This window comes from Alicyclobacillus acidocaldarius subsp. acidocaldarius DSM 446, from assembly GCF_000024285.1.
In the GTDB taxonomy this organism is placed as follows: Bacteria; Bacillota; Bacilli; order Alicyclobacillales; family Alicyclobacillaceae; genus Alicyclobacillus; species Alicyclobacillus acidocaldarius.
In genome coordinates this window covers 1,445,448-1,466,311 of sequence record NC_013205.1, presented here as the reverse complement: position 1 = coordinate 1,466,311, position 20,864 = coordinate 1,445,448, and the positions used below count along the sequence as shown (strand labels likewise).

Genomic DNA, 20,864 nt, shown 5'->3' with positions numbered 1-20,864 from the left:
GAAACGTCCCTCCTTCGCCACTACGCGGGATTTGCGATGGAGCGCACATCGAGAATGAGCGACACCCGGCCATCGCCGAGAATGGTGGCGCCAGCGAACTCCCGAACTCCCTGCAGGTATCGGCCGAGCGGCTTATTCACGATCTCGAGCTCATCCAGGACGTGATCGACGACGAGCGCGAGCCTGCGCTTCCCATCGCGGCACACGACCGCGGTCTGTGGATACGCATCGCGACGAGAGCCCAATCCCAATCGCTCAGCCAAATCCACGATGGGCACGATTCCCGCGCTGTCTTGAAAGACGGGTCGCTCCTGGACGTGACGAACGTCATCCCGTGTCACTCTGCGCACCTCATCCACATTCGCCGTGGGGATGGCAAACACCTGCCCGCGAACGGACACCAACAGGGCCGACAGGATGGCGAGGGTCAGCGGCAACTCGATGGTGAACGTCGTGCCCGCCCCGAGAACCGAATTCAGGCGAATCTGCCCTCCCAAGGCCTCGACTTTTTCGCGCACGGCGTCCAGCCCCACGCCTCGCCCGGAGATGTCCGAGACGCGCTCCGCGGTGCTGAACCCAGGGCGAAACAGAAGCGCGTACACGGACTCATCCGACATTGCGGCGCCTTCCTCTGGCGTGATCCACCCTTTGGCCACAGCCGTTTCGAGGACGCGACCGCGGTCAATTCCCCGGCCGTCATCTGACACCTCGAGATACACGTGGCCGCTGGCCGTGTACGCAGCGAGACGGACGATGCCGCGCCGAGGTTTGCCTTGGGACTCGCGCGCCTCCGGCGGCTCGAGGCCGTGATCGACCGCGTTGCGCAGAAGGTGCACGATGACCTCGCCCATCTCCTCGAGAACGACTCGATCCATTTCGGTGTCCAGGCCCGTCATCACGAAGTCAAACTCGCGCTGGAGGCGGTGTTCCAGATCGCGCATCATGCGTGGGTATCGATGGAAGATGGTTTCCACCGGCACCATCCTGAGCCGCATCAATCCATCTTGAATGTCGCCCGTCAGGCGGTCCAACCGCTCGACCGCCTCCTTCAAGGCCGGATCGTCGGCGGACGACACCAGGGTGGCGAGGCGCGTCTTGGTGATGACGAGATCGCTCAAGGTGTTCATGAGCGCATCCACCTTCCGGACCGGGACGCGAAGCGTCGCGTCCCTCCGCAGGTCGGCGCCAGCGGGGGAGGAGCCGTTCGCGTGGCGCGAGACCCGGGGCTCGATGGGCGCGTCGCCCTGCTCCGCGCGCGGCGCATCCTCCTTGGGAGCCGAATGGGACTCGCTCACCTTGGACACTTCGCAAGACGACACATCGGTGACGTCGAGCACGCCCTGTCGAACGCGGTCGATCTCGCCAGGCGCCACCATGACGGCCGCGAAAGCCTCCGTCGCCTCGACCTGTCCGGCCATGACGTTCTCTTCCGCAGGATGGGCCGCCATCAAAATCGCCGAGGCTTTCAAAGCTTGGTACGCCATGGCGAGCCGCACGCCGGGCATGACGCAGTCGGGAGCGAGGCGAATATGGACGGTGTACAGCTCCTTTCCCTCTGCCGCGGCGCGGTTTGCCCAATCCGAAAGATTCGCAAAAGGCTTCGAATCCTCCTCGCGCGTCCCTCCAACGTCCGCGCCTCCTCGAAGCGCGCCCGCGAGCGCGTCCATCGCGTCGTCATCCGGCTCGTCAGGTTCCTTGGCAGAGACCCCGATGGCCTGGATCCTCGCTCGCATCCGATCCACCGCGAGCAGAAGCGCATCCACGTGCCGCGGCTCCAATCGGACGCGTTCGTCCCGCAGCGTTCCCAACAGGTCCTCCACGCGGTGCGTCAAGGCCGCCAACTTGGAGAACCCCATCGTGGCGCTCATGCCTTTCAGGGTATGCGCGGCCCGAAACATCTCGTCCAGCAGGTCGGGCTTCGACCCTTCTCGCTCGAGCGTGAGGCAAAACGCCTCCAGGCGTTCGACGTTTTCCATCGACTCGGCCAAAAAGGCCTCCAGGTATTCGTCGTGCACCGTGTCACCTCCCGACCTGACACAAGTCGGCCAGACGAGCGGCGATGGCGCCGAGCGGGACGATCTCGTCCACCCATCCCGCTTCCCTGGCCCGGCGCGGCATGCCGTCCACGACGGCCGTTTCTGCGGCTTCCGCCATCGCAAAGCCCCCGGATTCCCGAATCGCTCGGAGGCCGTCCACCCCGTCCCGCCCCATCCCCGTGAGCAACACCCCAATCGCCCGCACACGGGGAAGACGAGCGACACTCGCAAATAACGCGTCGATCGAAGGCAGGTAAATGTCCGTAGGTTCCGGCGGCCGAACGGCACAGCGAAGCTCGTCGCCATCCAACACGATCTCCGTCCTCCTGCCGCCCGGCGCGACGTAGCATCGCCCCGCTTCCACGGCCATGCCGTCGCGCGCCTCGCACACCGACCAGGCGCTCTCCCGATCGAGCCGCTCTGCAAACGATCCCGTGAAGGTCTCGGGCAGATGCTGCGCAATCACCACGGCGCACGCGTCGAGAAGCGGAAGTTTCCGCAAAATGGAAGCCACGGCAGCTGGGCCGCCCGTCGAAGCTCCCATGGCGATGAGCTTCCGGACGTCATGCCCACCTTTACTCATCGAGCCGCCCCCTCTCCGCCCACGCCGCGCCCGAGCGAATGTGCACGTTTCTGAATCCAGCGGGCCAGCTGGCGATACCCCACTGCAGCGGGCGATCCCGGCACGTGTTGCAGCAGCGGGCGCCGAGCCATGACACTCTTTACTAGGGCCGGATCGTCTCGAATCCATCCTGCGTAGATCACCCGCATGTGCAGGAATTTCGCCGCCGCGTCCACGAGCCGCGCGGCGGTGTCGTCGGCCTCCGTTTTCGACTTCGCCCGGTTCACGACGAGCCACGGCTCCACGCCGAGCTCCTTGACGCGCATCCACTTCAGCAGCGCGTACCCATCGGTGATGGCCGTCGGCTCCGGCGTCACGACGCAGATGGGGTTGGCTCCCTGTCTCAAGATCCGCTCCGCGAGCGCGTGAACGCCCGGCGCGCAGTCCACGAGCACCCACGCGTACCTTGCCGAGACCCGCGCAATTCCGTCCCAGAGCCGCCCCCAGCCGTCCTCGCCGATCTCGTCGAAAAACCGTCCGCTCCCGCCGGCCAGCACGTCCACGTGCGGCCTCGGCGCAAGCAGGGCCTCCTCAATCGATGCGCCGGCGACGACGTCGCAGAGCGTCAGAATGGGCGTCGAGTCAAACAGGATCTCCACGTCGGCAAATCCCGCGTCGGCGTCAATGACGAGTACTCGCATCACGTCTTCCGCGAACGCAAGGGCCAGATTGACGCACAGGTTCGACTTTCCGACGCCCCCCTTCCCGCTCATGATGGCAAACACCGGCGCTGACAAAAAACCCGCTTCGCGACCGACATCCTGCGCCCCAACTTCACGGCCGAGTTGCTGAGCCTTGAGCCAGAGGGACATCTGCTCGCGGAGGCGCGACGCCTGATCAGCCATCGGTCCGGGCCTCCTTCCACGGCGTCAACAGGTCCGGCACCGACAGGATGTCAATGTCGTCCGGGACATTCTGTCCAGTCGTCACGTAGGCGATGGGCAACTGACACAGCGCCACGAGGCTTGGAATCATGCCGACCGATTCGGTCTCGTCCAGCTTGGTGAAGATGAACTTGTCCACGCTGAGCGGCTTCGCCATGTTGGCGACTTTTAGCGCGTCGGTTGGCTTCGTGGCGAGCGAGACGACGAGCAGAACTTCATCCGCCTCAATGGGTGTGAGCATGCGTTTGGTCTGCTCGATGGAAGCCGGGTTCAAAAAGTTCCTTCCCGCCGTGTCCACGAGGACGAGATCGCACGACTGAAGGGAAGCCAGGGCGGAGGAGACGTCCTCCGGTTCATCCGCGATGGCAATCGGGACGTTCAGGATGTCGGCGTACGTCTTCAACTGCTCCACAGCCGCGATGCGAAACGTGTCCGTCGTCAACAGGCCGACGCGCCGTTGCCCGGCGAGGACGTGGAGCGCGGCGATTTTCGCGATGGTCGTCGTCTTGCCCACGCCGGTCGGCCCGACGAACGCGACGACCCGGCTGTCTCGGCGAATGGGCGCCGGATGGGCGAGCGCGCCGAGATCGGACTGAATCGCTTCGATGAGACCATCCGCGGAGGCTGATCCAGACCGGGGTGCATCGGATTCGCCGAGCGCCATGCGCGCCCATCGGTCCGCCAAGACGGCGTCCACGCCCTCGGCCTGCAGGAACGCGCGCCAGCGGTGGAGCGGCTCGTGGCCATCGGGCGATGGCGCGCGATCCCGCGATCTCGCCTCCGCGAGCATCTGCTTGATCTCGGCGATCTCACTGGCGAGCTGAGACCACGCCTCCGACCCCGGCGACGCGGACGAACGCTCTCCCGCGGATTCCGACATCGCCCTCTTCAGGGCTTGTCCGAAGGTCGCGCCGGCGGTCGCGGCGAGATCTTCCTTCGCCGCCGCCATCACCTCGATGCGGCGCTCGGATCGAAGCCCCAGCCACTTGCGCACGCGGATATTGCGGGTGCTCAGGATGACCGCATCTTGCCCGAGTTCGCGCCGGATCGACGCGACGGCCTCCGGCATTTCCTTCACCACATAACGGCGCACGATCACGTCACATTCACCACGCCTCCGCTATGAATCGAGATCGACGGATCGAGTTCGGCAAACGACAACACGGGCAAATCCGGCACGTAGCGGCGAACCAGGCGGCTGAGCGGAAGCCGGATTCGGGGATGCACCAGGAGGACGGGCGATTTGCCCGTGCCTTGCAGCTCGGTCCACAGCTCCTTGAGCTTGCGGAACACAGCCTGCGCCTTTTGCGGCTCCAGGCCGATGGACAAAGCGCCGCCCTGTTCCACCACGGCCTGCTGCATCTCTCGCTCGAGCGCCGGATCGAACGTCAGAACCGTGAGCCCGTCTTCGCCCTGCAGGTATTGCGCGCAGATGTGGCGCGCCAAGCGCTGCCGGACCTTCTCGGTGAGCTGATCCACGTCCTGCGTCTGCCGCCCCGCGTCGGCCAGCGCCTCGAGAATGGTCACGAGATCGCGAATCGGTACGCCTTCTTCGAGCAGGTTGCACAGCACGCGCTGAATGTGCCCAAGCGACAGCGTCCCGGGATACACGTCTTCCACCACGGCCGGGTGGGTCTGTTTCAGATGTTCCAGGAGTTCCTTCACCTGCTGGCGGCCAAGCAGCTCGTGCGCATGGCGCCTTAGCACCTCCGTGAGGTGCGTAGCCATGACCGACGGCGGATCGACGACCGTATACCCGCTCGCCTCGGCGCGCAACTTCATCTCGCCGGTCACCCAGAGCGCGGGCAAACCAAACGTGGGGTCTTTTGTTGGAATGCCCTTGACCTCGGGATTGTCGATCCCGGGGCTCAACGCGAGCCAGTGTCCCATGAGGATTTCGCCTCGCGCGACCTCAACCCCTTTCAACTTGATCACGTATTGCGTGGGTTTGAGGAGCACGTTGTCCCGCATGCGCACCATGGGCAGGACGACGCCGAGGTCCGTGGCGAGTTGCCTTCGGATCATCGCGACGCGCTCCATGAAATCGCCGCCCTGTCGCGCGTCCACCAGTGGGATGAGGCCGTACCCAAATTCGAACTCAACCGGCTCGACCGTGATGAGTTGGTAGACGTTCTCGGGCTTCTTCGCCTCGGAACGCTTTTGCCGGGCCTTCTCCTCTTCTTCTCGCTTCTGCTGCAGCGCCCGACTGCGCTCGGCCCGCCGAGCCATGAGGGTTGCGCCGCCGGCAATAGGGATGACGGGCAAGATTCCAATGGGCGTGATGAGGCCGAGCAGCACGATGGCGCCGCTCACCACATAGAGGGCTCGGGCGTAGCCGAACACCTGCTTGACCACGTCCGCGCCCATGTTTTGGTCCGTGGCAGCGCGCGACACCATGAGACCCGTGGCGGTCGACAACAGGAGCGCCGGAATCTGGCTCACGAGACCGTCGCCCACGGAGAGCATCGTGTACGTGTGCAGCGCCTCGCTGAACGAGTCGTGTTGCATCGCGACGCCGATGATGAGCCCCGCGACGACGTTGATCGCCACAATGACCATGGACGCGATCGCGTCGCCCTTGACAAACTTGGAGGCGCCGTCCATCGCGCCGTAAAAGTCGGCCTCCTGCTGGATCTTCTCGCGCCGCCTGCGCGCCTCGGCCTCTTGAATCAGTCCCGCGTTCAGATCCGCGTCAATGGCGAGCTGCTTGCCCGGCATCGCGTCGAGCGTGAAGCGGGCCGCTACCTCCGCCACGCGCTCCGCTCCGCGCGTGATCACGACATACTGCACAATGATAATGATGAGAAAGACGATGAACCCAACCACCGGGTTGTTGCCGATGACAAAGTTCCCGAACGTCTGAATGACAGCCCCCGCGTTGCCCTGGCTCAGGATGAGCCGCGTCGTCGAGATGTTGAGCGACAGCCGATAGAGCGTGGTGACCAGGAGCAGAGACGGAAAAATGGAAAACTCGAGCGGCTCGGACGTGTTCATGGCCACGAGGAGAATGGTCATGGACACGAACATATTGAAGAGAATGAGCACGTCCAAAAGCGGGCGCGGGATGGGAATGACGATCATCACGATGGTCCAAAGGACAAACAGCATCACCATCAAGTCGGTCCGCTTCAACCAGTTGGCCATCGCCTGTCACCTCCGCCCCTTCGCGCGCATGCGGTACACATACGCGAGGACCTCCGCGACCGCCTGATACAGATCGGGAGGGATCTCTTGACCGATGTCGACCGTTCGATAGAGCGCCTGCGCGAGGGGTGGATTCTCCACAAGCGGCACATCATGCTCCTCGGCCCGCCTGCGGATCTCCTGCGCGACAAAATCCGCCCCCTTCGCCACCACCTGCGGCGCATTCATCGTGTCGCTCTGATAAGCTAGGGCCACCGCGTAGTGCGTCGGGTTCGTGATCACGACGTCGGCTTTGGCGACGTTCTGCATCATGCGCCTCGAGGCAATCTGCCGGGCGCGCCGGCGCACGGCAGACTTGACGAGCGGATTGCCTTCCGTCTCCTTCAACTCGTCTTTCAGTTCCTGTTTGGACATGCGCAGGCTTCGCTCCAGGCTGTATCGTTGATACACGTAGTCGATGGCGGCGATCACGACCATCGCACACGCGACGCGAATCGCGAGATTGAACACGGCGCGGCCGAGGATCCCCGGCACAGCGTCGAGTTCCGCGGCGGACAGATTGATCATCTGATGGGCGAGCGACGCCAGAGACGTGTAGGCGACGCCCACCACGGCCGCGAGCTTGAGCAAGGACTTGAGCGCTTCCAGTGCGCCCTGCAGACTCGCGATCCGCCGCCAGCCGGTCGCGGGTGAGATGCGCTGAAAATCCGGCAGCAGAAGCTGCGGGACAAACAGGGGGCGCACCTGCATGACCGCCGCGGCAAGCCCGATCACGGCGGCCACCGCGGCGATGGGCAACATGATCCGCGCCGCGGCCATGACCTGAGTTGCCATCAAGGCCCGAACGCCTTCAACCGTCCACGACTTCAGGGCGGAGCCGCCGAGATCGCGCTGAATCAGGTTTTCCCATTCGCCCCACACCGCGGGTCCCAGGATGCGCAGCGCCACAAGCACCGCGGCAAACGCCACGGCGGAAGTCAGCTCGGGGCTGCGGGCCACGCGACCTTCCTTCCGAGCTTCCTGGCGCCGCCTGGGCGTCGCCCGTTCGGTGCGCTCGCCCGCGGCGAATCGCTGGAGTTGCAGCGTACGCATCCTTCACCCTCCGACTAGGCGCATGACACTTTGCAGGTTGAGAAACACGAGGTTCAACAGCTGACGGAACAAGCCCACCGTCACCGGCAGGGCGACGGCGAACGAAGCGAGCCCGACGAAGAGTTTCGCGGGCAACTCGACCACGAAGGCGTTCATCTGCGGCACGGCGCGCGCGAGGAGCGCGAACGTGACGTCGCACAGAAACAGGCTTGCGAAGACGGGCAGGGCCACATCGACGCCCATGAGCATGACGGTGCCCATGGTCTGTGCACAGAGCGCGATCCAGTCAGTGGGCAGGTGCCAATCGGCGATGGGGATGAGCCGAAAGGACTCGAGGACGGCGCTCGACAGCCCGCCAAGCCCCCCCATGCCGATGAACAACAGCGAAAACCACACGTTGTACACGCTGCTGAACACGCCCGCCTGCTGCCCGAATCCCGGCATGGCGAGATCGGCGACCGCCATCCCGATCTGGAGATCGACCAGTTGGCCCGCGATGTTCATGGTGTTGAAGATCCACGTGGCCACAAAACCCAACACCACCCCGACGACCGCCTCGAGCGCGAAGTCGACAACAAACGGCCCCGGCTGGGTCGCAATGTCGGGAACCGAAGCATGGACCGAAGGCACCGCGAATGAGGCCAGCGCCAGGGCAAGCGCCACTTTGGCGAGATTCGGCCAATAGGCGCTGGACAAGATGGGCGCGGCGAGGATGAACCCGCTGGTTCTCGCGGCCATGAGCAAAAACAGGTTGAAATGCTCGAGAACGTCGTTCACCATTCACATCACGTACTGCATCAGGTTTCCAAGGATGGAATTCGTGAAATCGATGAGATTCTGCAACATCCAGGGTCCGAAGGCCAGGAGCGCGATCACGACCGCGATAATCTTCGGAATGAACGCCAGCGTCTGCTCCTGAAGTTGGGTCGTCGCTTGAAAAATGCTGACGACAAGTCCCATGGCCAATCCGAGAAGAAGGACCGGCGCGGTGATTTTCACCACGAGCCACATCACCTGGGCCGCAAGGCCGATCACGTACGTATCGGTCATCGGGCTTCCTCCTTGCGCTATGAGGCGTAGCCAACGAGCAGGGATTTGACGACGAGGTACCAGCCGTTGACCATGACGAACAACAGCACCTTGAACGGAAGCGAGATCATGACGGGCGGCAACATCATCATGCCCATGGACATGAGCGTCGTGGACACGACGAGATCGATCACGAGAAACGGAAGATAGATCATGAACCCAATTTGGAACGCCGTCTGCAGTTCGCTCAGGGTGAAGGCGGGCACCAGCGCCGACATGGCGATGGCCTCGGGATGGCGCTCCATCTCGGCAGTCAGCGTCTCATGGCGATAGGCGAGAAAGAGTTCGAGGTCTTGAGCCCGCGTCTGCTTCGCCATGAAGACCTTGAAGGGCGCTTCCGCTCGCTCGATGGCCGCGGTTTGCGAGATCTGCCCCCGCAGATACGGTTGAAGCGCCTGGGTATTCGCCTGCTGCAGCGTCGGCTGCATCACGAACAGCGTGATAAACAGCGCAAGCCCGACCAATACCTGGTTGGGGGGCGAGGTCTGCAGCGACAACGCGTTGCGCACAAACGACAAGACCACGATCACGCGCGTGAAGCAGGTCATCAGGATGAGCGCGGCCGGCGCCAGCGTGAGCGCGGTCAACAGGAGCACGATTTTCACCGTGTTGGCCACCGAAGTTGGCCCGGAGCCCCCGACGGAGACGCTGACCCCCGGAATGGCGGGTGCGCTCGGCGAGGTCTGCGCGTGCACGAACGACGGGTGAAAACACATGATGAAGACCGCCATCCACAGGGCGACTCCGGCCGCGCCCGCGAGGCGCCTTCGCCGCCGAGCCCCGTTTTTGCCTCTCATTCCTCCCGCCGCCTTTCTCTCAACCGATCCAAGGCCTCGCGCAGCGCGGCCCCAAAGCCATCCGGATCCTCCGCGAGTTCCTCTTGAAAACGCGGGTACTCGTCCGTGACGTCCGCCAAGAGGCGAACGTCCTCGCCGACGCCGATGAGATACAGCTTTCCGCCCACACGCACGACCTGCACCGATTTGTTCGGCGCCACCTGGCGGGCAGCCACCACCTCGATGTGACCGCGGGCCGCGATCCCCGCTCGCCTGCCGAGCACTCGGAACAATAAGGCGATGAGGAGCAGGATGACCGCGAGCGCCACCACCAGCTGGATATACGCCCACACGCCGCCGCTCGCCGCAAGCGGTTCGGCCTTCGCCGCCCATGCGGTTCGCGGCATCATCAGGATGAGCGCGGACGCGAACGCGCTCCCCGCACGCCGCGCCGCAGTCCAACGTCCGATGAAGCGCATCACCTGAGCGCCTTCTGCACCGCTTCGACGACGCGATCGGCCTGAAACGGCTTGACGATAAAATCCTTGGCCCCCGCCTGAATGGCCTCGATCACCATCGCCTGCTGTCCCATCGCGGAGCACACGATGATGCGCGCGTTCGGGTCGATTTGCCGGATGCGCTTGATGGCTTCGATCCCGTCCACCTCCGGCATGGTGATATCCATCGTGACGAGATCGGGGCGAAGCTCTTGATAGCGCTCGACGGCCTGCGCCCCGTCTGCCGCTTCCCCCACCACGACGTGCCCGTTTTTGGTCAGGATGTCTTTGATCATCATCCGCATGAAGGCGGCGTCGTCCACCACCAGAATGTTTGCCATCGCTCATGCCTCCCACCAAGTGTTCCGCGCTCAGGGCAGCGGGTCGATCCGCTTGTCCGCCTGCACGATGTCTGTGACTCGCACGCCGAAGTTTTCGTCGATCACGACCACCTCGCCGATCGCGATCTTCTTTTGGTTGACGTAGATGTCCACCGGTTCGCCCGCGAGCTTGTCCAGTTCCAGAATGGAGCCAGGGGCGAGTTCCAGGATCTCGCGGATCAACTTCTTGGCCCGGCCGAGTTCCACCGTCACGTTGAGTGGAACGTCGTAAAGCAGCGAAAGATTGGCCACGGGGCGCGCGTCGCGGGGCGTTACCCCCTCGTCGAAGTCGGGAAAAGCCGGGCGGCGGACGGCGACGCTCGGTCCCTCGTCTTCGCGCCCGCGATTCGCGGCCTGCGCATCATCTCGGTTCTTTCCTCGCGCCTCTGCTCCCGCCGAAACAGGAGCATCGCCATCGCGCCTCTCGTCGCCTTCTCGCGGTTCGGGCACGATCGCGTCGGTATGTACTTGCATGGACCGCACCAACTCACGCGCAAACGGAATGGGCATCAGCTGCATGATGTGCGAGTCGATGAGCTCGTGCACATGCAGGCGAAACTCGACGTTGACGAGCTCCTCCGCAGGCCCAAAGGCCGCCTGCGCCTCATCCGGCGTGAACGTCACCACCCGCACGGAAGGCGGGGAGATGTTGATGTATCGGCCGAACAGCTGGCTCATGGCCGTGGCCGCGCTGCCCATCATCTGATTCATCGCTTCGCCGACGGCGCTGAGCTCTAGCTCCCCCAATTCGCCCGTCGATTCGCTCGGCTCCCGCCCCATCATGAGATCCGCGATCCGCCTTGCGTCCTCAATTTCGATGGCGAGCGCATTCGTGCCCTGCAGTCCTTCTGTAAAATCCACTTGCACCAAGACGTACGGCGTCGGGAATCGGCTCTCCACCTCGGAGCGGGGAAGGATGCTCACGACGGGCGTCGTGATATCAACCCGCCGGCCCAGCAGGGACGAGAGCGAAGTGGCGGCCGATCCGAAGCAGATATTCCCTATCTCACCCAGGACGTCGATCTCGTCCGCCGTCAAACGCTCCTGTCGGTCGCGGCTGGCCGCTTGTTCGGCCGCGCCGGCGCGCAACAGTGCGTCGATCTCGGCCTGGGACAGTTTCATCTCATCGTCCACCATCGGCATCCGCCTCCCACTGGCCCACGATCTTCACCGCATACACGCGGTTTCGCTTCCCCACGCTTCCCCAGAACGCAGGTCGCCCATCGACGTAGACGAGCGCCGGATCGCGAATCGTTTGGCGCAACACGATGGTGTCGCCCTCGCACAGGTCGAGAACCTCCCGCACGGTCAGCTCCGCCTGCCCGACTTCCACCCGGACGTCGACCGGAACGCTGAGAAGCTTGGCGCGCAACTCATCGTTCACCTGCCGCCTGCCGCTTTGAAAGGCCGGGTCCATGTAATACCGGTTGCTCAGCTTGGACAGAACCGGTTCGATGGTCACGTGCGGAATGCACAGATTGATAAGACCTGTCGTTTCTCCCACGCGGACGCTGATGGTCACCACGAGCACCGTCTCGTTGGGGGTAGTGAGCTGTAAGAACTGTGGGTTGCTCTCCAACGACACGAACTGGGGATCAAGGTCGATCACGCTCTTCCAAGCCTCGGCCAGGATGGACGGCACGTTTTCGAACAACCGGCGAAACAGGGAGACTTCGATGTCCGTCAGCTCCCGCACGCGATACGGCCCCGCGCTGTCCCCGCCCATGTATTTGTCCAGCATGGCGAACACGACCTGCGGATTCATCTCCATCACCATGCGCCCCTCGAGTGGGTGCATGTCGTAGACCTGCAGGACGGTGAGCGGCGGGATCGAGCGAATGAACTCGTCATACGGGACTTGGTCGACCGACTCCACCTGAATCTGCGGCACCGACCTCAGTTGCCCCGAGAGCTGGCTCGTGAGCAACCGGCAAAAGTGCTCGTGCATGCGCCGGAGCACGCGTAGATGGTCTTTCGAAAACCGCATCGCGCGCCGAAAATCGTAGACCCGCACGCGCGGATGGGCGTTCGCGCGTTGCTCGGCGGCAGGATCGATCTCGCCCGTGCGAATCGCATAGAGCAGGGCATCGATCTCAGATTGGGAAAGGACCTCAGACAACGTCTCACCTCCTCACTGCACAAGGACTTGCGAAAGATACACCGCCGTGACCTTCCCCGTCGGAAGCAGGCGGTTGACCTGGCTCACGATGGTCGCCTTCAGGCGGTTCAAGCCGGCGTCGGTGCGAAGTTCGTCCGACGTGAACTCGCGCATGATGCCGTTCACCGCGTCTGAAATCTGCGGCTCCATGAGATTCAGTTCGTTCTTCGTGCTCTTCGAATCCGCCTGCAAGGTCAGCGTGAATTGAATGATCCCGCTGCCGGCCAGATTCGTGGTCATCTGGGGCAACGTGACCTGAAGATCTGCCATTTGCTTCGCGGAAAGCTTGGACGGAGCGCCGCCTGCAGCGTGATGCTTCTTCGAGTACAGCAGATAGCCGATGGCCGCTCCGGCGATCACGACAATGCCGAGGACGATCATCAGCATCGTGCGCACAGCCTTCTTCATGCCCCGCCCCCCTCATCGCGCACGGGCGCCGCGACGAGGCCAATCCGCCGGTACACCTCGATCATCTTTGACGCAATGGTCTCCGGATCCTCCAAGACCACGTACTTGTGTCCGTTGGTCAGCGTCACCACGGAGTCGGGCGTCACTTCGACCAACTCGATATGCAGCGGATTGAGCCAAACGACGGTCCCATTTAATCGCGTCAAAGCAATCATGCGCGCATCTCCCTGGGGCGCGGCCGTGCCGCGCCCTCACTCGCCTCACGAGTTCTTCATGTTGACAAGCGCCTGTAGGATGGCGTTGTCGGTGCCGATCATGTGCGTATTCGCCACGTACGCGTTCTGCGCGACGATCATCTCGGCGAACTGCTGCGACAAGTCGACGTTGGAGCCCTCCAGTTCGCCCGACGCAAGCGTTCCGTACGTCCCCTGTCCAGGCGTCCAATAGGTGGGCGTACCGGCCGCCGGGCTCGACGCGCTGAACAGGTTGTCGCCCACGCTCACGAGCCCTTGTGGATTCGGAACCTGTGCGAGGGCGAGGTACCCAAGAACGACGGTTTGCGTAGACGGTGAGCCTGAGCCCGACGACGGCGTGAGTGTCAACGTGGCGGTCAACGCCCCGTTCGCGCCGATGCTGACGTTCGAGACCTGGCTGACTTTCTCGCCTGATGCGTACTTGTTCGCCCAGTCGTTCGCCCATGTATTCAGGTTGACGGAAGAGAGAGAAGAAGTGGTCGTTGAAGCCGTGCTCGGTGGGGGCACCGAGTTGTTGCTGCTGCTCGTGCTACCTGACGTTGTGGAACTCGACAAGGACGTAGCCTCATAGCCGAGCGCGATCACGCCGTTTGGCAACACCAGGTTGCCGGCGCTATCCACCGAGAAGTTCCCGGCCCGCGTCAGATACGTGCTGGTTCCGTTGGTCACCACAAAGAACCCGTTGCCTTGAATGGCGACGTTCGTCGGGACGCCCGTGGTCTCGTCCGGGCCCTGCGACATGTCCATCTGCGTCGCCGCCACCTGCACGCCGAGTCCCACCTGCTCTGGATTGGTCCCGCCAATGCCTGTGGTCGCACCTGAACTGCCCGTGCCGGGGTTAGGCGCCGTCCCAGCCGTTCCCAAGGACATCGTCTGGCTCAACAGGTCCGCGAATTGGACGTCCGATTGCTTAAATCCCACCGTCTCGACGTTCGCGATGTTGTTGCCCACCACGTCGAGATCGGTCTGAAAGGCCTGCATACCCGAGATGGCCGAATTCATGGAACGAAGCATGTACAGTCCCCTCCTGTCGCGCCGTCCCCCGGAGTTCGGTCGGTCCCTCCGGGCAGGCCCCCTAACGGTCCGGCCTGGGCACAAAGACGACGCTGTCGATTTGGGTCACAATTGGATGTTCCTCGTGCTTCAAGGCCGTCACCAACGTTCGCGATGGCAGGTGGACCACAAAGCCGACGTCTCCCATCACCATGTAGGTATCCCGCGCGCCCTTCGCCTCAGCCTGCTAGGCCGCCTGCTCCATCGCCCGCCAATCCGCGGAGGTTAGCGAGATCCCCCGTTCCGCCATCCGGCTGTTTGCGTGCTGACTCACGCGCCAGGATGCAAGCGCGTCCTGCATCACCTGCAGAAAGTCACGCCGGTCGCCACGCTGCGCAAAACTGGATGTGCCATCGAGTGCGGAAGTCGGCACACCCTGCCACGACCACGAAATTGGCTCGATCACGCCATGCCAACCACCTGTGTCAACGGATACGACGTTCCATTGACGACGATTTGGGGTGTGCCTTGATTCATGGTCACGGACGACACCGTTCCCTGAACCTGATTCCCACTCGCGTCCTGGACCGTGACCGACGCCCCAATGAGGCTGTGCGCCATCAGCAGGCTCATCTCGCTCTCCAAGTTTTGCACGGCACTCAGGACCTGCGCATCGGTCTGCGCCACCTGGGTCATCTCCTCGAGCGCGCTGAACTGCGCCAACTGTGCGAGCATCTGCGTGTTATCGACGGGATTGAGCGGGTCCTGATTTTGTAACTGCGTGACCAAAAGCTGCATGAAGTCGTTTTCGTTCAGCGAGTTCATTCCGGTCTGCGAAGCGCTGGCACTGGAAGAACTCGTGGTCCCGCTCTGCGCGGCCGTCTGCGCGCTGGACAAACCGTTTACAGGTGCGCTGAGAGACAAAGTTGGGTTGACCGCCACAATCCCCCTCCTCACGCATACAGATTGATGAGCGAAACCGGGTATTCACCTTCGGCCCCATAACCCGCGCGCGCAAAGCGGCTGGAGCTGACGGTCCCGGCGCCCACGGTTCCCGCCACCGAACTGTCTCCTCGATCTCGCTGCTGCTCCCCGCTGCCCGTTTCGCCCGCGTCCGTCGCCAATCCGACGCTCACGTCGCGGACGGACAATCCACCCTGCGCCATCTGTTGCATCAGCGCCGGAAGCTGTGCGGCCAACAGGCTCGCGCTTGCGGCGGTCGAAGCCACGAGCTGGATCTGGAGACCTTCGTCGCCGTGATGGACGATCACTTTCACGGCTCCCAACTCCTTGGGTTCGAGCGCCACGGTCAACGTCTTCGCGGTGGAGTCCCCGTCCGTCGTCATCCACGCCCGCAGATCGGCGCCCAGCGAGCCGATAGTCGAAGTCACCGGCTTGTTAGCATCCGATCGCTCAGCCGAAGCCGGCCGCAACTCGTGACCGCCGAACGCACCGACCGGCACAGCGACGGCCATGTTGACGCCATCTGACGCGGCCGCATGGAACGACGTCCCGCCCGCGCTCGATTCCGGCATTGAACGATCGGCTCGGCGATGGCGATTCGGCTCAAAAGCCCCAACCGCGTCATGGCCTGCAGGCAAGCTAGGCACTGCGTCTGCGGCGTCCGCTTCACGCGTACCTCCCGCGTCCTGCGCCTGGGCGTGATCGCCAGACACGCGGACGATGTTCTGCACGGTGTCCTTCGCGATATTCGCATGAGGCCCATCCTGCGAGGCCATTCGCACGCCGCCCATCTCGCCGGCCCTTTCGGCCACGTCTGCGCCACCGGCCGATCGCGCAAAGAGCCCGTCATCACCCAAAGGCTGAAGCCGACTGTCCGTTCGAGGCATAGCGACTTTGTCCCCGGTCGCCCACGTGATGCCGTCCGAAGGAATCGACGTCGCTGATGGCGCGCGAACGCTCAAGGATTCCGGCGGGAGCATACGCTCGGCGCTGGTTCCGCCAGGTTCGCGAACTCGGAATGTTTTCGCCGCGGATGGGGTGTCGGCGCGCTCCGCCACCGATTCGCCCACGGATCCCGTCGCGTGCGCAGCCGCGTGGTTCAGCGCCCCGACCTGCGCGAAGATGGCCGCCCAAACCTCGGACAGGTCCATCTGACGCTTGCCCTTCACCTCGGGCTTCCCCACCGCATCGCCGAGATTCGCCTGGGGCGAGGATGCCGCCACTCGCATCACGTCCACAGATTCACCTCCTTTCAGCAGACCGAACCGTCACGGAGACGGGGGGGCGTTCGACGTGCCGTTCGACAGCGCGGCAATCTGACTATCTCGAGCCGACTGTTGCAACAAGGCGCTCGCCGTCGCCGGTGGCAGCGCCTGTAAAATCGGACCCGACGCGTCGGGGCTAAGCGATTCGATGGCCCATGCCGCTTGAGAAGCGGGCATATGCTCGATCACCTGCGCCGCCGCCGTCGGATCCATTTGGGCGAGGATCTTCGCTTCGGCAGCGCCCTGCTTCTGTCCGCTCGAGATGGAGGACAACTCCGCGCGCAAGGTCTTCACCTGCTCCCGCAGCGAGGCGGCCTGCTCGCGCGAGGCAGACAACTGGTTGTTGAGCGATGCCACCTGAGACGCGAGCGACTGGATCTGCGAACGCTCGATGGCAATGGTTTGCCGCAGCGCCGCATCTTGCGCTGAAGAAGGCTGGCTTCCTTTGCCGCCGAACAGGTGTTGAATGTCTTGCCACACAGGAACACCAAGGACGACGAGCACGGCCGCGATCGCAGCGGCGGCAACGATCAGCGGCACGAACACCAACAGGAAGATGGTGATCACTCTCCGGCCCACGCCTGGCTTCTCGTCGTCCAAGGCGGGGCCGGCCGAATCGCCCTGGACGTCCCCTCCGCGGGGCGCCCGGCCCGGCGCTCGTTGCGCCTCGCGGGCCGCTCCGCGGGGCGTTCCCTCCGGCTTGGTGCGCGCAGTCACCGAAGATCGCTTGGCTTCCATGAACGTCGTGCCCCCCGCATGACGGCGTGTTCGTCCAACTCGGCCTGCCAGGCTCGTTCCTCGCGGCTTCGCTCGGCTTCGTCCAGGCGCGCCCGCAGGGCCTTCCACGTCTCGGCCTCGCTGTACCGCGCCCGAAGCTCATTCCGCTTTCGCTCCGTTTCTTCCGCGCTTGCTTCCCATTCGGCGGTCAACCGGCTCTCCAACTGCTCCAGATGGCCCGCAAACGCCTCCACCACGCTCCATTCTCGCGCCTCGCGGAGATCCGATGCCGCCGCGAGCGCCTGGAAGAGGCGCGCTTCCGTCTCCTTCAGTCGATCCGCGACCTCGCTCTCTACCCTGGCCGCGGACGCGTACTCTCGCTCCGCGATGGCTCGCCACTTCGAACAAATCGCCTCATATCGCTTCGCCAACCGATGAATGGAGGTGTTCATTCCCGATCCCCCGCAAGGTTCAACAATTGCGTGATGGCTTCTTCGAATGCAACCGTTTCGCCCTTCTTTTGCCGGAGAAACTCGAGGATCTCCGGCATGCGCTGGATGGCCTCATCCACCGCAGGATCCGTTCCCTGCCGGTACGCGCCGATCCGGAACAGGTCCTCGATTTCGCCATACCTCGCCATCCATTCCCGCACGCGCTCCGCCGCCCGGCGATGGTCCTCGTCCGCGATGGACGGAAACAGGCGCGACAGACTCTGGAGGACGTCGATGGCGGGAAACTGACCTCGATTGGCGAGCGAGCGAGAAAGCACGATATGTCCATCCAGGATGCCTCGCACGGCGTCCGCGATGGGGTCGTTGAGATCGTCGCCCTCGACCAGGACCGTGTAGACGGCCGTGATCGCGCCCACGGGTCCAGGGCCTGCGCGCTCGAGGAGCACAGGGAGCTTGGCGAACACGCTCGGCGTGTACCCTCGGGACGACGGAGGCTCCCCCATGGCGAGTCCCACCTCGCGCTCCGCCATCGCGAAACGCGTGAGCGAGTCCATCATGAGCGTCACGTGCATGCCTTCGTCGCGAAAATGCTCGGCGATGGCGGTGGCCACAAAGGCCGCCTTGCTTCGGACGTACGCCGACTCATCGGAGGTGGCGACGATCACGACGCTCCGCCTCATCCCTTCTTCGCCGAGATCGTCCTCTAAGAATTCCCTCACCTCTCGCCCTCGCTCGCCGACGAGCGCGATGACGTGCACGTCGGCGCGACCGCCGCGGGCCATCATGCTGAGCAACGTGCTTTTGCCCACGCCGCTCCCCGCGAACAGGCCGACGCGCTGGCCTCGGCCGATGGTGAGCAGCGCGTCGATGGCTCGTACGCCCGTCGCGTAGGGTGAGCTGATGCGACCCCGGCGAAGGGGCGAGATGGCAGGCGCGTCCACGGTCCGCCACACGAGCGGCCCTTCCAAGGGGCCTCGGTCATCGATGGGCTCCCCGAGTCCATTCAATACCCGGCCGACCAAGCCAGGCCCGCAGCGGATGCGAAACTGTCGCTCCAGAAAGCGAACCGGCGTTCCGGGGGATACCTCCGGCAACGGGCCCAGAGGAACCACATAGAGACGCCCTTCGTGAAATCCGATGACCTCACCCAGCCCTTCCGACGCATCCCGGCCCAGTGCACACAATTCGCCAAGGGAGGCTGTCGGCCCCGCAACCTCGAGCATGTGACCAATGACGCGCATGACGCGCCCCGCGCGGCGTACCAAGTGCCTCCGCTCCACCTCCCGAATCGCCTCGGCCACCCAGCTCGGATCACGCGCCATGAGGCCCCTCCTCTGCGAGTTCGGCAAGCACGCGGGATAACTCGTCCAGGCGAACCTGGACCCGCGCGTCGATCTCGACGGCGTCCGCCGCGATCACGCAATCCCCTCGCGCGAGCGAAAGGTCGGGCACCACCTGAATGGCGATGGTCCCTCCGTGGCGCAGCGAGATCTGCGGTGAAGCTTGGCGCACCGCCTCGCAGTCGTCGGGGTGCACGCGCACGTACACCGTGGAAGCCGCCACGACTTGCCCGAGAAGCTCGTCCACGAGTTTGGCCACGTCCGCAGGCGATAGCGCCAGTTCCCGCTGCAGGAGCCGGCGCGCGGCCGCCGTGACGAGGTCAAGAATGGGCTGGCGCTGCTCCTGGAGCCGGCGCGCGTGATCCTCGCGAAGCTCCTGCGCGAGCGCGTCCATCTGCGCCTGCAGTCGCGACTTCTCCTCCGCAAGTTCAAGCTGCCCCGCGCGGCGCCCCTCCTGAAGGCCCCGCTCGCGCCCTTCCTGTTCGGCCGCCTGTGCGCGCCGCTCAATCTCGAGCCGAGCCTCGTCGAGGATGGAAGACGCCTTTTCCATCGCCTCGGCGATGATCTGCTGGGCCTTTCGCTCCGCATCCGCCAGGATGCTCGCCGCCACCTGTGCCCACGGCCCCTCTTCCGGGGACGCGCTGGGAGATGCGCCTGCGGAATCCATCTTCGCTTCGGGCGACACCGCCTCGGAGAAGGCCGGGATCGGGATGGAATCGGTGAACGGCGCGATTCGACCTCGCTTGACGACGCTAGACAATGATGTCGTCACCTCCTCCGCGCGAGACGACGATCTCGCCCAGATCCTCGAGATGGCGTATCACGCCGACGATACGCTGCTGCGCGTCCTCCACATCGCGAAGCCGAACGGGACCCATGTACTCCATATCCTCCTTGAACTGCTCCGCCATGCGCTTGGACATGTTGTTGAAGATGACCTCTTTGACGTCGTCCCTCGCGACGCGAAGCGCGAGCTGGAGATCTCTCGCATCCACCTCGCGAATGACGCGCTGGATGGCCTTCGAATCGAGGAAAATGATGTCTTCGAACACGAACATCCGCTTCTTGATCTCGTCGACGAGCTCCGGATCCCGTTTGGCCAGCTCCTCAAGAATGGTCTTCTCCGTCGCCCGGTCGACGCCGTTCAAGATCTCGACAATCGCCTCGATGCCACCCGCCTGCTGGTTATCCACGCTGGTCATCGTGGAGAGTTTGCTTTCCAAAATCTCTTCCACCTCGGCCACGACGTCCGGGGAAGTGCCTTTCATCGTGGCGATCCGCCGAGCCACTTCCGCCTGAAGATCAGAGGGCAGGGCGGAAAGGATGGCCGCGGCCTGGTTCGGCTCCAAGTAGGCGAGCACCAGCGCGATGGTCTGCGGATGCTCATCCTGCAAAAAGCTCAGGATCTGACTCGGATCTGCCTTGCGCGCGAAGTGGAAGGGCCGCACTTGCAAGGACGACGTCAATCGGGCAAGCACCTCCTGCGCCCCCTGTGCGCCGAGCGCCCGCTCCAAAACCTCACGCGCATAGTCGATACCGCCCGTCTGGATGTAGTCCCGAGCCATGGCGAGATCGCGGAATTCCTCGAGAATGGCTTCCCGCTGCTCCATCCCTACCTTGTTCACGTTGGCGATCTCGAACGTGAGTTGCTCCACCTCTTCCGGCGACAAACGCTTCATGACCTGCGCGGCCACCTCCTGGCCAAGCGCGATCATGAGCACCGCAGCCTTTTGCCTCCCGGTCAACGACGACCGCCGTTGCACACCCACCGCCTCCTGTCTCACTACGGGATGG

24 protein-coding genes are annotated in these 20,864 nt (G+C 63.9%); all 24 read right to left on the bottom strand.

The features are described 5' to 3' along the window. Positions 1-20 precede the first annotated feature (20 nt). Positions 21-2,015 (bottom strand): chemotaxis protein CheA, encoded by a 1,995-nt coding sequence (locus tag AACI_RS07010; RefSeq protein WP_012810760.1) that lies wholly within the window; start codon positions 2,013-2,015, stop codon positions 21-23. 4 nt (positions 2,016-2,019) lie between these two features. Then, complete coding sequence (locus tag AACI_RS07005; protein WP_041707402.1) at positions 2,020-2,619, bottom strand: CheB methylesterase domain-containing protein; 600 nt, start codon at positions 2,617-2,619, stop codon at positions 2,020-2,022. Continuing rightward, positions 2,616-3,503 (bottom strand): AAA family ATPase, encoded by an 888-nt coding sequence (locus AACI_RS07000; protein WP_012810759.1) that lies wholly within the window; start codon positions 3,501-3,503, stop codon positions 2,616-2,618. The genes AACI_RS07005 and AACI_RS07000 overlap by 4 nt, the downstream gene beginning before the upstream one ends. After that, the gene (gene flhF / locus AACI_RS06995; RefSeq protein ID WP_012810758.1) at positions 3,496-4,641 is read right to left on the bottom strand and encodes a flagellar biosynthesis protein FlhF; all 1,146 of its coding nucleotides are present in this window, start codon (positions 4,639-4,641) and stop codon (positions 3,496-3,498) included. The genes AACI_RS07000 and flhF overlap by 8 nt, the downstream gene beginning before the upstream one ends. Next, a complete protein-coding gene (gene flhA, locus AACI_RS06990) occupies positions 4,638-6,686 on the bottom strand; it encodes a flagellar biosynthesis protein FlhA (RefSeq protein WP_012810757.1) in 2,049 nt (682 codons plus the stop codon). Before flhA ends, flhF begins: the two co-directional genes overlap by 4 nt. Positions 6,687-6,692: 6 nt before the next feature. Further along, the gene (flhB, locus tag AACI_RS06985) at positions 6,693-7,778 is read right to left on the bottom strand and encodes a flagellar biosynthesis protein FlhB (protein ID WP_008336532.1); all 1,086 of its coding nucleotides are present in this window, start codon (positions 7,776-7,778) and stop codon (positions 6,693-6,695) included. Positions 7,779-7,781: 3 nt separating this feature from the next. Further along, positions 7,782-8,558, bottom strand: coding sequence for a flagellar biosynthetic protein FliR (locus AACI_RS06980; RefSeq protein WP_012810756.1), 777 nt, complete (start codon positions 8,556-8,558; stop codon positions 7,782-7,784). Beyond that, positions 8,559-8,828 carry a flagellar biosynthesis protein FliQ gene (gene fliQ, locus AACI_RS06975; protein WP_008336530.1) on the bottom strand — a complete coding sequence of 90 codons (270 nt, stop codon included), beginning with the start codon at positions 8,826-8,828 and terminating at the stop codon, positions 8,559-8,561. It abuts the gene before it with no gap. A gap of 17 nt (positions 8,829-8,845) precedes the next feature. Next, positions 8,846-9,664, bottom strand: coding sequence for a flagellar type III secretion system pore protein FliP (fliP, locus tag AACI_RS06970; protein WP_012810755.1), 819 nt, complete (start codon positions 9,662-9,664; stop codon positions 8,846-8,848). Beyond that, positions 9,661-10,122 (bottom strand): flagellar biosynthetic protein FliO, encoded by a 462-nt coding sequence (locus AACI_RS06965; protein ID WP_012810754.1) that lies wholly within the window; start codon positions 10,120-10,122, stop codon positions 9,661-9,663. The genes fliP and AACI_RS06965 overlap by 4 nt, the downstream gene beginning before the upstream one ends. After that, positions 10,122-10,481, bottom strand: a complete 360-nt coding sequence (locus tag AACI_RS06960; RefSeq protein WP_008336526.1) for a response regulator — start codon at positions 10,479-10,481, stop codon at positions 10,122-10,124. Before AACI_RS06960 ends, AACI_RS06965 begins: the two co-directional genes overlap by 1 nt. A gap of 30 nt (positions 10,482-10,511) precedes the next feature. Continuing rightward, a complete protein-coding gene (fliY, locus tag AACI_RS06955) occupies positions 10,512-11,657 on the bottom strand; it encodes a flagellar motor switch phosphatase FliY (protein ID WP_012810753.1) in 1,146 nt (381 codons plus the stop codon). Beyond that, positions 11,644-12,639 carry a flagellar motor switch protein FliM gene (gene fliM / locus AACI_RS06950; RefSeq protein WP_012810752.1) on the bottom strand — a complete coding sequence of 332 codons (996 nt, stop codon included), beginning with the start codon at positions 12,637-12,639 and terminating at the stop codon, positions 11,644-11,646. The genes fliY and fliM overlap by 14 nt, the downstream gene beginning before the upstream one ends. Positions 12,640-12,651: 12 nt before the next feature. Beyond that, positions 12,652-13,086, bottom strand: a complete 435-nt coding sequence (locus AACI_RS06945; RefSeq protein WP_012810751.1) for a flagellar basal body-associated FliL family protein — start codon at positions 13,084-13,086, stop codon at positions 12,652-12,654. After that, a complete protein-coding gene (locus AACI_RS06940; protein WP_008336497.1) occupies positions 13,083-13,301 on the bottom strand; it encodes a flagellar FlbD family protein in 219 nt (72 codons plus the stop codon). The genes AACI_RS06945 and AACI_RS06940 overlap by 4 nt, the downstream gene beginning before the upstream one ends. Before the next feature lie 45 nt (positions 13,302-13,346). Then, a complete protein-coding gene (locus AACI_RS06935) occupies positions 13,347-14,354 on the bottom strand; it encodes a flagellar hook-basal body complex protein (RefSeq protein WP_012810750.1) in 1,008 nt (335 codons plus the stop codon). 226 nt (positions 14,355-14,580) lie between these two features. Continuing rightward, entirely contained in the window at positions 14,581-14,799 is a 219-nt protein-coding gene (locus tag AACI_RS16940) for a hypothetical protein (protein ID WP_012810748.1), read from the bottom strand. After that, complete coding sequence (locus AACI_RS06925; RefSeq protein ID WP_008336494.1) at positions 14,796-15,275, bottom strand: flagellar hook capping FlgD N-terminal domain-containing protein; 480 nt, start codon at positions 15,273-15,275, stop codon at positions 14,796-14,798. Before AACI_RS06925 ends, AACI_RS16940 begins: the two co-directional genes overlap by 4 nt. A gap of 11 nt (positions 15,276-15,286) precedes the next feature. Continuing rightward, positions 15,287-16,525, bottom strand: a complete 1,239-nt coding sequence (locus AACI_RS06920; protein WP_245530773.1) for a flagellar hook-length control protein FliK — start codon at positions 16,523-16,525, stop codon at positions 15,287-15,289. Positions 16,526-16,564: 39 nt separating this feature from the next. Continuing rightward, positions 16,565-17,299: a MotE family protein gene (locus AACI_RS06915; protein WP_012810746.1), complete on the bottom strand. Its 735-nt coding sequence runs from the start codon at positions 17,297-17,299 to the stop codon at positions 16,565-16,567. Continuing rightward, the gene (locus tag AACI_RS06910; protein ID WP_012810745.1) at positions 17,275-17,730 is read right to left on the bottom strand and encodes a hypothetical protein; all 456 of its coding nucleotides are present in this window, start codon (positions 17,728-17,730) and stop codon (positions 17,275-17,277) included. Before AACI_RS06910 ends, AACI_RS06915 begins: the two co-directional genes overlap by 25 nt. Continuing rightward, complete coding sequence (locus AACI_RS06905; protein WP_012810744.1) at positions 17,727-19,052, bottom strand: FliI/YscN family ATPase; 1,326 nt, start codon at positions 19,050-19,052, stop codon at positions 17,727-17,729. The genes AACI_RS06910 and AACI_RS06905 overlap by 4 nt, the downstream gene beginning before the upstream one ends. Continuing rightward, the gene (locus AACI_RS06900) at positions 19,042-19,830 is read right to left on the bottom strand and encodes a FliH/SctL family protein (RefSeq protein ID WP_012810743.1); all 789 of its coding nucleotides are present in this window, start codon (positions 19,828-19,830) and stop codon (positions 19,042-19,044) included. Before AACI_RS06900 ends, AACI_RS06905 begins: the two co-directional genes overlap by 11 nt. Next, positions 19,823-20,833: a flagellar motor switch protein FliG gene (fliG, locus tag AACI_RS06895; protein WP_008336488.1), complete on the bottom strand. Its 1,011-nt coding sequence runs from the start codon at positions 20,831-20,833 to the stop codon at positions 19,823-19,825. Before fliG ends, AACI_RS06900 begins: the two co-directional genes overlap by 8 nt. Between the last annotated feature and the right edge of the window lie 31 nt (positions 20,834-20,864).

Coding starts and splice junctions, on each gene's coding strand:
- AACI_RS07005 (WP_041707402.1), bottom strand. CDS start 2,619: ATGAGTAAAGGTGGGCATGACGTCCGGAAGCTCATCGCCATGGGAGCT.
- AACI_RS07000 (WP_012810759.1), bottom strand. CDS start 3,503: ATGGCTGATCAGGCGTCGCGCCTCCGCGAGCAGATGTCCCTCTGGCTC.
- flhA (WP_012810757.1), bottom strand. CDS start 6,686: ATGGCCAACTGGTTGAAGCGGACCGACTTGATGGTGATGCTGTTTGTC.
- flhB (WP_008336532.1), bottom strand. CDS start 7,778: ATGCGTACGCTGCAACTCCAGCGATTCGCCGCGGGCGAGCGCACCGAA.
- AACI_RS06980 (WP_012810756.1), bottom strand. CDS start 8,558: ATGGTGAACGACGTTCTCGAGCATTTCAACCTGTTTTTGCTCATGGCC.
- fliQ (WP_008336530.1), bottom strand. CDS start 8,828: ATGACCGATACGTACGTGATCGGCCTTGCGGCCCAGGTGATGTGGCTC.
- fliP (WP_012810755.1), bottom strand. CDS start 9,664: ATGAGAGGCAAAAACGGGGCTCGGCGGCGAAGGCGCCTCGCGGGCGCG.
- AACI_RS06965 (WP_012810754.1), bottom strand. CDS start 10,122: ATGCGCTTCATCGGACGTTGGACTGCGGCGCGGCGTGCGGGGAGCGCG.
- AACI_RS06960 (WP_008336526.1), bottom strand. CDS start 10,481: ATGGCAAACATTCTGGTGGTGGACGACGCCGCCTTCATGCGGATGATG.
- fliY (WP_012810753.1), bottom strand. CDS start 11,657: ATGGTGGACGATGAGATGAAACTGTCCCAGGCCGAGATCGACGCACTG.
- AACI_RS06945 (WP_012810751.1), bottom strand. CDS start 13,086: ATGAAGAAGGCTGTGCGCACGATGCTGATGATCGTCCTCGGCATTGTC.
- AACI_RS06940 (WP_008336497.1), bottom strand. CDS start 13,301: ATGATTGCTTTGACGCGATTAAATGGGACCGTCGTTTGGCTCAATCCG.
- AACI_RS06935 (WP_012810750.1), bottom strand. CDS start 14,354: ATGCTTCGTTCCATGAATTCGGCCATCTCGGGTATGCAGGCCTTTCAG.
- AACI_RS06920 (WP_245530773.1), bottom strand. CDS start 16,525: ATGCGAGTGGCGGCATCCTCGCCCCAGGCGAATCTCGGCGATGCGGTG.
- AACI_RS06915 (WP_012810746.1), bottom strand. CDS start 17,299: ATGGAAGCCAAGCGATCTTCGGTGACTGCGCGCACCAAGCCGGAGGGA.
- AACI_RS06910 (WP_012810745.1), bottom strand. CDS start 17,730: ATGAACACCTCCATTCATCGGTTGGCGAAGCGATATGAGGCGATTTGT.
- AACI_RS06905 (WP_012810744.1), bottom strand. CDS start 19,052: ATGGCGCGTGATCCGAGCTGGGTGGCCGAGGCGATTCGGGAGGTGGAG.